This is a genomic window from Caulobacter sp. P1_B12_2, assembly GCF_056406675.1.
Window position 1 is genome coordinate 1 of the sequence record NZ_JBFTZS010000215.1, and the last position, 7,569, is coordinate 7,569.

Sequence of the window (7,569 nt, forward strand, 5' to 3'; positions counted from 1 at the left end):
CCTCGATGAAGCCCGTGTCGATGGCGCCGTCGATGAAGTCCGGGTGGCTGGCGCACTTGGCCAGGAAGGCGGCGTTGGTCTTGACCGGATAGACCTCGACCAGGCGGCAGGCCTGCGCCAGACGCGCGGCGGCGTCCTCGCGGTCGACGCCATGGGCGATCAGCTTGGCGATCATCGGGTCGTAGAACGGGGTGACCTCGCCGCCCTCCTCCACCGCGCTGTCGACCCGCACGTCGCCCTCGGGCAGGCGGAAGTGGGTCAGCGGCCCGGTCGAGGGCAGGAAGCCCGTGGCCGGGTTCTCGGCATAGAGGCGGGCCTCCATGGCCCAGCCGTCCAGCGTGATCTCGTCCTGCGCCAGCGGCAGGGGCTCGCCCGAGGCCACCAGCAGCTGCCACTCGACCAGGTCCTGGCCGGTGACCATCTCGGTGACCGGGTGCTCGACCTGCAGCCGGGTGTTCATCTCCATGAACCAGATGCGGTCGGCGCGCAGGCCTTCCGAGGCGTCGGCGATGAACTCAACCGTGCCCGCCCCGACATAGCCCACGGCCTGCGCCGCCTTGACCGCCGCCCCGCAGACGGCGGCCCGGGTGGCCTCGTCCATGCCGGGGGCCGGAGCCTCCTCGATGACCTTCTGGTGGCGGCGCTGCAGCGAACAGTCGCGCTCGAACAGGTGAACGACATTGCCGTGGCTGTCGCCGAACACCTGCACCTCGATGTGGCGCGGGCGGGTGACGTACTTCTCCAGCAGCACCCGGTCGTCGCCGAAGCTGGCGCTGGCTTCTCGCTGGCACGAGGCCAGCAGGGCGGCGAAGTCCGCAGGGTTGTCGACCTTGCGCATGCCCTTGCCGCCGCCGCCGGCCACGGCCTTGATCAGCACGGGGAAGCCGATCTTCTCGGCCTCGGCCGCCAGACGCTCGACCGATTGGTCCTCGCCCAGATAGCCCGGAGTGGTGGGCACCCCCGCTGCAATCATGAGCTTCTTGGCGGCGTCCTTCAGGCCCATGGCGCGGATGGCCGAGGGCGGCGGGCCGATCCAGACCAGGCCGGCGTCGATCACCGCCTGGGCGAAGTCGGCGTTCTCGGACAGGAAGCCGTAGCCCGGATGGATCGCCTCGGCGCCGGTCTGGCGGGCGGCGGCCAGGATCTTCTCGGGAACCAGGTAGCTCTCGCGCGCCGGGGCCGGTCCGATCAGGACGGCCACGTCGGCCTCCATCACGAACGGGGCCTCGGCGTCCGCCTCGGAATAGACCGCGATCGTCCGCACGCCCAGCTCACGGGCGGTGCGGATGATCCGACGGGCGATTTCGCCGCGATTGGCGATGAGGACGGAAGAGATCAACGGTGAAATCCTAGATCTGCGTCAAGGCGAAAGCGAGCAAGGCGGTGAGAAGCACCAGGAAGGAGATAAGCGTGGAGGCCCAGACGAAGACGGTCTTGAAGACCGCTCCCACGATGCTGGAGCCGTAGGCCCCGCGCAGGGTCTGGAACAGGTTGATGGGGGTCCAGAGGACCAGCAGCAGGAACCACCATTTGCGAAGGGGGTCGGGCAGCACCAGTCCAAGCGCGTTGGTCAAGAACGAGAACGACAGCAGGTTGGTGGCCACGATCAGGTGATCGTAGATGAAGAACTGGCGCTTGTTGACGTAGACCAGCGCAAGGCTCAGCCCCAGCATCGGCAGCAGCAGCACCGCCAGGCGGTGGCCCCAGCCGAACATCACGACCATGTAATATTCGGGATTTTCCAGAGCCTTGGCCAAGCCGGCCTTGGGCCAGTACTCCTTGCCGCCGTGGGCCGCTTCACGGGGCTTGACCCCATGGGCTTCGGCGGGCGCCGCATCGTGGGCTTCCGGCAGCGCCCTGACCGTCTTGATGTTGACGCCGCCGATCGTTGTCGCCTCGCCCTCGCCCTCGGCCAAGGCGTTGGCCTGTTCTTCGATCTTGGCCGGATCCAGCGACGCGCCGCGAATACGCTCGGCGGCCTGCCGGCGCATCTTCTCGTCGGCTTGGAGGATTTCCTGGGCCGCCAGGGGGTTGTTCTGCAGGTGATCGGCTTTGGCCAGGGCCTCGGTGTAGCGGGTCTGGGCCTTGGCGACGTCTTCCTGGTAGTCGACCGGCGCCTTGGCGGCGTCGGCCTGATAGCGCTCCAGAACCTTGGCGCGATTCTCGTCCGGATCCTTCAGGGCCTCGTCGCGGTCCTTGGCGACCTCGGCCAGGATCGTGTCGCGATCCTCCGCCGCTTCCTTCAGCCGCGCGTCGCGGTCCGTGGCGGCCTCGACGCGCATCCTGCCCGCCTCGGCGGCGCGCCCCTGCGGCGTGGCCAGGGCCTCGGCGCGCTTGTGAGCCTCTTCCTCTGCATGGTGCTTGGCCGAGTGGATGGCGTGCTCGGCCGCGAAGATGAACAGCAGCAGCGCGACCAGGAAGGTGCGGAACGGCGGCACGTGCCGCACGATCCGGCCTTCCATGTAGTCCTTGGCCAGCTTGCCGGGCTGGAAGAACAGGGCCGGCAGGGTCGTGGCCAGGCGGCCGTCGAGGTGGAACATCCCCTCGATCGCCTCGACGATCAGGTGGAAGATCGAGCGCTTGTGGTTGTCGGCGTTCTGGCCACAGGCGTGGCAGTATGGCCCTTCCAACGGCGTGTCGCAGTTGGCGCAAGGCTTGCCGATATCCGTGAACGGATGCTTCTTCCGCCGCTTGAACAGGTCGGTGAACGAGTCCGCCGCCGCTGCTTCCATGTCCGCCGTCATAAGGCCCCCTACTCGACTCTAGATCGTCCAGCTGGGTTTACGGCGTTCGAGGAACGCGCGCACGCCTTCTTGGCCTTCGTCCGACACGCGGCGGCGCGCGATGCGTTTTGCCGTCTCGTCGATCAGGCCGCGGTCGATCTTTTGGCCGACGAAGTCGTTGACCAGGGCCTTGGCGTCGCCGATCGCGCCGGGGGCGCAGACCGCCACTTCCTCGATCAGCGCGTCCTGGGCGGCGACCAGGCCGGCGGCGTCATCGAACACCTCGTCGACCAGGCCGTAGCTCCAGGCCTGGTCGGCGTCGAACACCCGGCCGGTGGCGAACAGCAGCTTGGCGGTGCGCGGGCCCAGGGCGGCGATCACGTAGGGGCTGATGGTGGCCGGGGTCAGACCCAGCTTGACCTCGGAGAAGGCGAACTTGGCGTCGGCCGTGGCCAGGGCGTGGTCGCAGGCGGCCACCAGGCCCGCGCCGCCGCCGAAAGCCGGGCCCTCGACCAGGGCCACGGTCAGGGCCGGGATGTCGTGCAGGGCCTTGAGCATGTGGGCCAGGCCCAGGGCGTCGTCGCGGTTGTCGTCCTCGCTCCACTCGGCGGCGGCCTTCATCCACTCCAGGTCGGCCCCSGCGCTGAACGCCCCGCCCACCCCGCGCAGGAAGACGATCCGCACGCCCTCGGCGCCCTGCAGGGTCTCGAAGGCCTGGTGCAGGGCGGCGATGGTCGCCGCGTCGAAGGCGTTCTTCTTGGCCGGACGGTTGATCCAGACGGTGACCGCGCCGCTGGGCGTGGAGTCGATATGGACCAGCGGCGTCATGTCGTCGGCGATGGGCTGCTCGACGGGCGGCTCGGCGATGGGGTTGGTCATGACTTCACCTTTCGGGTGACGCGTTACATCCGGAAGACGCCGAACGTGGTCTCGGGGATCGGGGCGTTCAGGCTGGCGCTGATGGCCAGGCCCAGCACGTCGCGGGTCTGGGCCGGGTCGATGACGCCGTCGTCCCACAGGCGGGCTGTGGCGTGATAGGGGTCGCCCTCGGCCTCGTAGCGGTCGCGGATCGGGGCCTTGAAGGCTTCCTCGTCCTCGACGGCCCAGGTCTCGCCCTTGGCCTCCATTCCGTCGCGCTTGATGGTCGAGAGCACGCTGGCCGCCTGCTCCCCGCCCATCACGCTGATGCGGCTGTTGGGCCAGGTGAACAGGAAGCGCGGGCTGTAGGCGCGGCCGCACATGCCGTAGTTTCCGGCTCCGAAGGACCCGCCGATCAGCACCGTGAACTTGGGCACCTCTGCGGAGGCGACCGCCGTGACCAGCTTGGCGCCGTCCTTGGCGATGCCGCCGGCCTCGTACTTGCCGCCGACCATGAAGCCCGAGATGTTCTGCAAAAACACCAGTGGAATCTTACGCTTGCAGGCCAGTTCTATGAAGTGCGCGCCCTTCACGGCGCTCTCGCTGAACAGCACGCCATTGTTGGCCAGGATCGCCACCGGCTGACCCCAGATGCGGGCGAAGCCGCAGACCAGGGTGGTGCCGTACAGCGCCTTGAACTCGTCGAACGCGCTGCCGTCGACGATGCGGGCGATGACCTCGCGCACATCGTAGGGCGCGCGCACGTCGGTCGGGACGATGCCGTACAGCTCGTCCGGGTCGTACAGCGGCGGCTTGCTGTCGTGGATCTCGGTCTCGACCCGCTTGGTGGTGTTCAGATTGGCGACGATCGAGCGGACGATCTCCAGCGCGTGCTCGTCGTCGTTGGCCACGTGGTCGACCACGCCCGAACGCCGGCCGTGGGTGTCGGCTCCGCCCAGCTCCTCGGCGCTGATCACCTCGCCCGTGGCGGCCTTCACCAGCGGCGGACCGGCCAGGAAGATCGTGCCCTGGTCACGGACGATGACCGTCTCGTCGCTCATGGCCGGCACATAGGCGCCGCCGGCGGTGCACGAACCCATGACGCAGGCGATCTGGGCGATGCCCGCCGCGCTCATCCGGGCCTGGTTGAAGAAGATGCGGCCGAAGTGGTCGCGGTCGGGAAACACCTCGGCCTGGTGCGGCAGGTTCGCCCCGCCGCTGTCGACCAGATAGACGCACGGCAGGCGGTTCTGCTGGGCGATCTCCTGGGCGCGCAGATGCTTCTTCACGGTCATCGGGAAATAGGCGCCGCCCTTCACGGTGGCGTCGTTGGCGACGATCATCACCTCGCGGCCCGACACCCGGCCGATGCCGGTGATCACGCCGGCGCCGGGCGCTTCGCCGTTATAGAGGTCGCAGGCGGCCAGCTGGCCGATCTCCAGGAACGGCGAGCCGGGGTCCAGCAGGCGCTCGACGCGCTGGCGGGGCAGCAGCTTGCCGCGCGCCGCGTGACGCGTCCGGGCGCTCTCGGGACCGCCCAGGGCCGCCTGCGCGACCCTTTCGCGCAAAGTCTCCACGAGGCCGCGGTTGTGCGCGGCGTTTTTGGCGAAGGTCTCGCCGTTTTTGTCGATACCCGTGTTCATCTTCGGCATTAGCGAGGCATAGCCTTTTCCGTTTCCCACCGAAAGCCGCAGTTTTTGACCTTCGATGGTCAAGTTCCGCGGTTCAAGTTAGCGTCCCACCCGTGGTCACCCTGCCCGACTTCATGGCCGATACGGCCCTCGCCCGGCTCTTCGCGCAAGAACACCGCGAAGGCGACGCCGCCTGGTTCTCATTGCCGGGCGGCGCGACACTCTATGCGCCTGGCGAGGCGGCGGACTACCTCTACTTCCTGCGCACCGGGCGGCTGGGCGCCTTTCGGCGGGAAGAAGGCCAGGAGCCGCAGTTCCTGGGGGTGATCCGGCCGGGCGAACCGGCCGGCGAGATGGCGATGATCGCCGGATCGCCCCACTCGGCCAACCTGGTGGCCCTGCGCGATTCGGAAATCCTGGCCCTGCCCCGCGCCGCCTTCTTCGAAGCGGTCGAGCGCGATCCCGACGTGATGATCGAGCTGTCGCGGCTGATGATCCGCCGCGCCCGCAACGCCGGGGCCCACGCCTCGATCGGCGACCCGTCGGTCTACGGCTTCATCGCCGTCGAGCCCGGCAAGCTGATCCGGCCGATCGTCGAGCGCATCGCCCACGCCATCGGCGTCCTGGGCTATTCGGTCACCGTCGAGGGCGCCGAATCCCTGCTGGCCCCGACCGAGTGGTTCAGCAATGTCGAGCGCCGGCACGACTTCGTGCTGTACGTGGCCGAGGCCACGGAGACCGCGTGGAAGCACGTGGTCGGCCGCCAGGTGGATCGGCTGTTCCGCGTCGGCCAGGGCGACCGCGCGCCGCCGCCGGTCATCCCCTCCTACGCCTCGGGTCCGCTGCAGGAGCAGCGGCTGGTCGACCTGATCCTTCTGMAGCCGGCCAGCGTCACCCACCCCAAGGGCTCGGGCGAATGGCTGGACGCCACCCAGGCCGCGCGGCTGTTCCATCTGCGCGAGAACGGCATGGCCGACGTCCAACGCCTGGCGCGGGTGCTGACCGGTCAGTCGGTGGGCCTGGTGCTGTCGGGCGGCGGGGCGCGGGCCTACGCCCATGTCGGCGCGATCCAGGCGTTGCGCGAGCGCGGCGTGCCGATCGACTTCGTCGGCGGCTCGTCGATGGGCGCCGTGGTCGCCGCCGGCCTCGCCATGGGCTGGGACGACGGCGAGATGGAGACCCGCATCCACAAGGCCTTCGTCGAGACCAGCCCGCTGGACGACATCGCCTTCCCCCTCGTGGCCATGACCCAGGGGCTGAAGGTCAAGGCGCGGCTGAACGAGCATTTCGACGACATCGAGATCGCCGACCTGTGGCTGCCGTTCTTCTGCGTGTCGTCGAACCTGACCTCGGGGGCCTATCACCTGCATCGCCAGGGCGTGCTGCGCGACGCGCTGCGGGCCTCGATCTCGCTGCCCGGCGTGCTGCCGCCGGTGGCCGACGGCAATTCGGTGCTGGTCGACGGGGCGGTGATGAAGAACTTCCCGGCCGACGTCATGCGCGCCTTCCAGCTGGGCCCGATCGTCGGGGTGGACGTCACGCGCGGCCGCAGCATCACCGCGGCAGACATCAGCCGCCCGCCGTCGCTGTGGCGCTGGTTCTGGTCGGGCGAGTGGCGCAAGGGCCCGCCGATCGTCGCCCTGCTGATGCGGGCCGCCACGGTCTCGACCGGCCGCGACCTGGCCGCCAGCCGCGAGGCCACCGACGTGCTGATCACGCCCAAGCTCAACGAGATCGACATCCGCGACTGGAAGGCCTTCCAGCCGGCGATCGCCGCTGGCCGCGCCGCCGCGGCCCTGGCGCTGGACAGCCTGGGCAAGCCCGTGACCGAGATGCGCCGCCGCCCCAGCCTGGCCGACCTGGCCGCCCAAGCCGAAAAAGGTGCCCGGAGTCAGTAGCGCCGGGYGACCACGAACAGCCGGGGGAACGGAAGCAGCGTCACCCCGTCCTCGCGGCGCGGGTAGTCGACTGTCAGCCGTTCGCGCCAGGCCGCCAGGAAGGCCGCGCGTTCAGCCGGATCGCTGAAGGCCTCCAGATAGGGCCGCAGGCTGGTCCCCGAGGTCCAGTCGACGATCGGGTCGTCGCCGCCCAGGGCGTGGACATAGGTCGTCACCCAGACGTCGAGGTCCTCGCTCAGCGGCGACAGCCAGTCGTAATAGGGGCGCGGATCGACGCCGGAGCGCACGCGCTCGACCTCGGCCAGCCGCGACGCCCACGGGCCGTTCAGCGCCGTCTCGCGCAGACTGCGCCGCCAGCCGTCGTCGGCCACCACGGGGATCTGGCAGGCCAGGACGCCGCCCGGCGCCAGCAGGCCCATCAGGCGCGGGAACAGCGCCGCGTGGTCGTCCACCCACTGC

Annotated in this window: 5 protein-coding genes and 1 pseudogene; 1 reads left to right on the forward strand and 5 read right to left on the reverse strand. The window is 69.4% G+C overall.

All coding sequences use genetic code 11. The annotated features are described in order from the left end of the window. The 4 genes from AC1DZ6_RS14360 to AC1DZ6_RS14375 form a co-directional block, all read right to left on the reverse strand. Positions 1-1,339, reverse strand: a 1,339-nt coding sequence (locus tag AC1DZ6_RS14360) for an acetyl-CoA carboxylase biotin carboxylase subunit (RefSeq protein WP_477097838.1), incomplete at its 3' end; no start/stop codon positions are given. A 10-nt stretch (positions 1,340-1,349) separates the two neighbouring features. Then, positions 1,350-2,732, reverse strand: a complete 1,383-nt coding sequence (locus AC1DZ6_RS14365; RefSeq protein ID WP_477097839.1) for a DUF3667 domain-containing protein — start codon at positions 2,730-2,732, stop codon at positions 1,350-1,352. 30 nt (positions 2,733-2,762) lie between these two features. Next, a complete protein-coding gene (locus tag AC1DZ6_RS14370; RefSeq protein ID WP_477097840.1) occupies positions 2,763-3,602 on the reverse strand; it encodes an enoyl-CoA hydratase-related protein in 840 nt (279 codons plus the stop codon). Between the two features lie 23 nt (positions 3,603-3,625). Further along, the gene (locus AC1DZ6_RS14375; RefSeq protein ID WP_477097841.1) at positions 3,626-5,233 is read right to left on the reverse strand and encodes a carboxyl transferase domain-containing protein; all 1,608 of its coding nucleotides are present in this window, start codon (positions 5,231-5,233) and stop codon (positions 3,626-3,628) included. Between the two features lie 113 nt (positions 5,234-5,346). Between AC1DZ6_RS14375 and AC1DZ6_RS14380 the strand changes: the two genes are divergently transcribed. Then, positions 5,347-7,110, forward strand: coding sequence for a patatin-like phospholipase family protein (locus AC1DZ6_RS14380; RefSeq protein WP_477097842.1), 1,764 nt, complete (start codon positions 5,347-5,349; stop codon positions 7,108-7,110). Here the strand turns inward: AC1DZ6_RS14380 and AC1DZ6_RS14385 are convergent. Continuing rightward, positions 7,104-7,569, reverse strand: a pseudogene (locus AC1DZ6_RS14385) (trans-aconitate 2-methyltransferase); the annotation flags it as partial. The gene AC1DZ6_RS14380 and the pseudogene AC1DZ6_RS14385 sit on opposite strands and share 7 nt — an antisense overlap.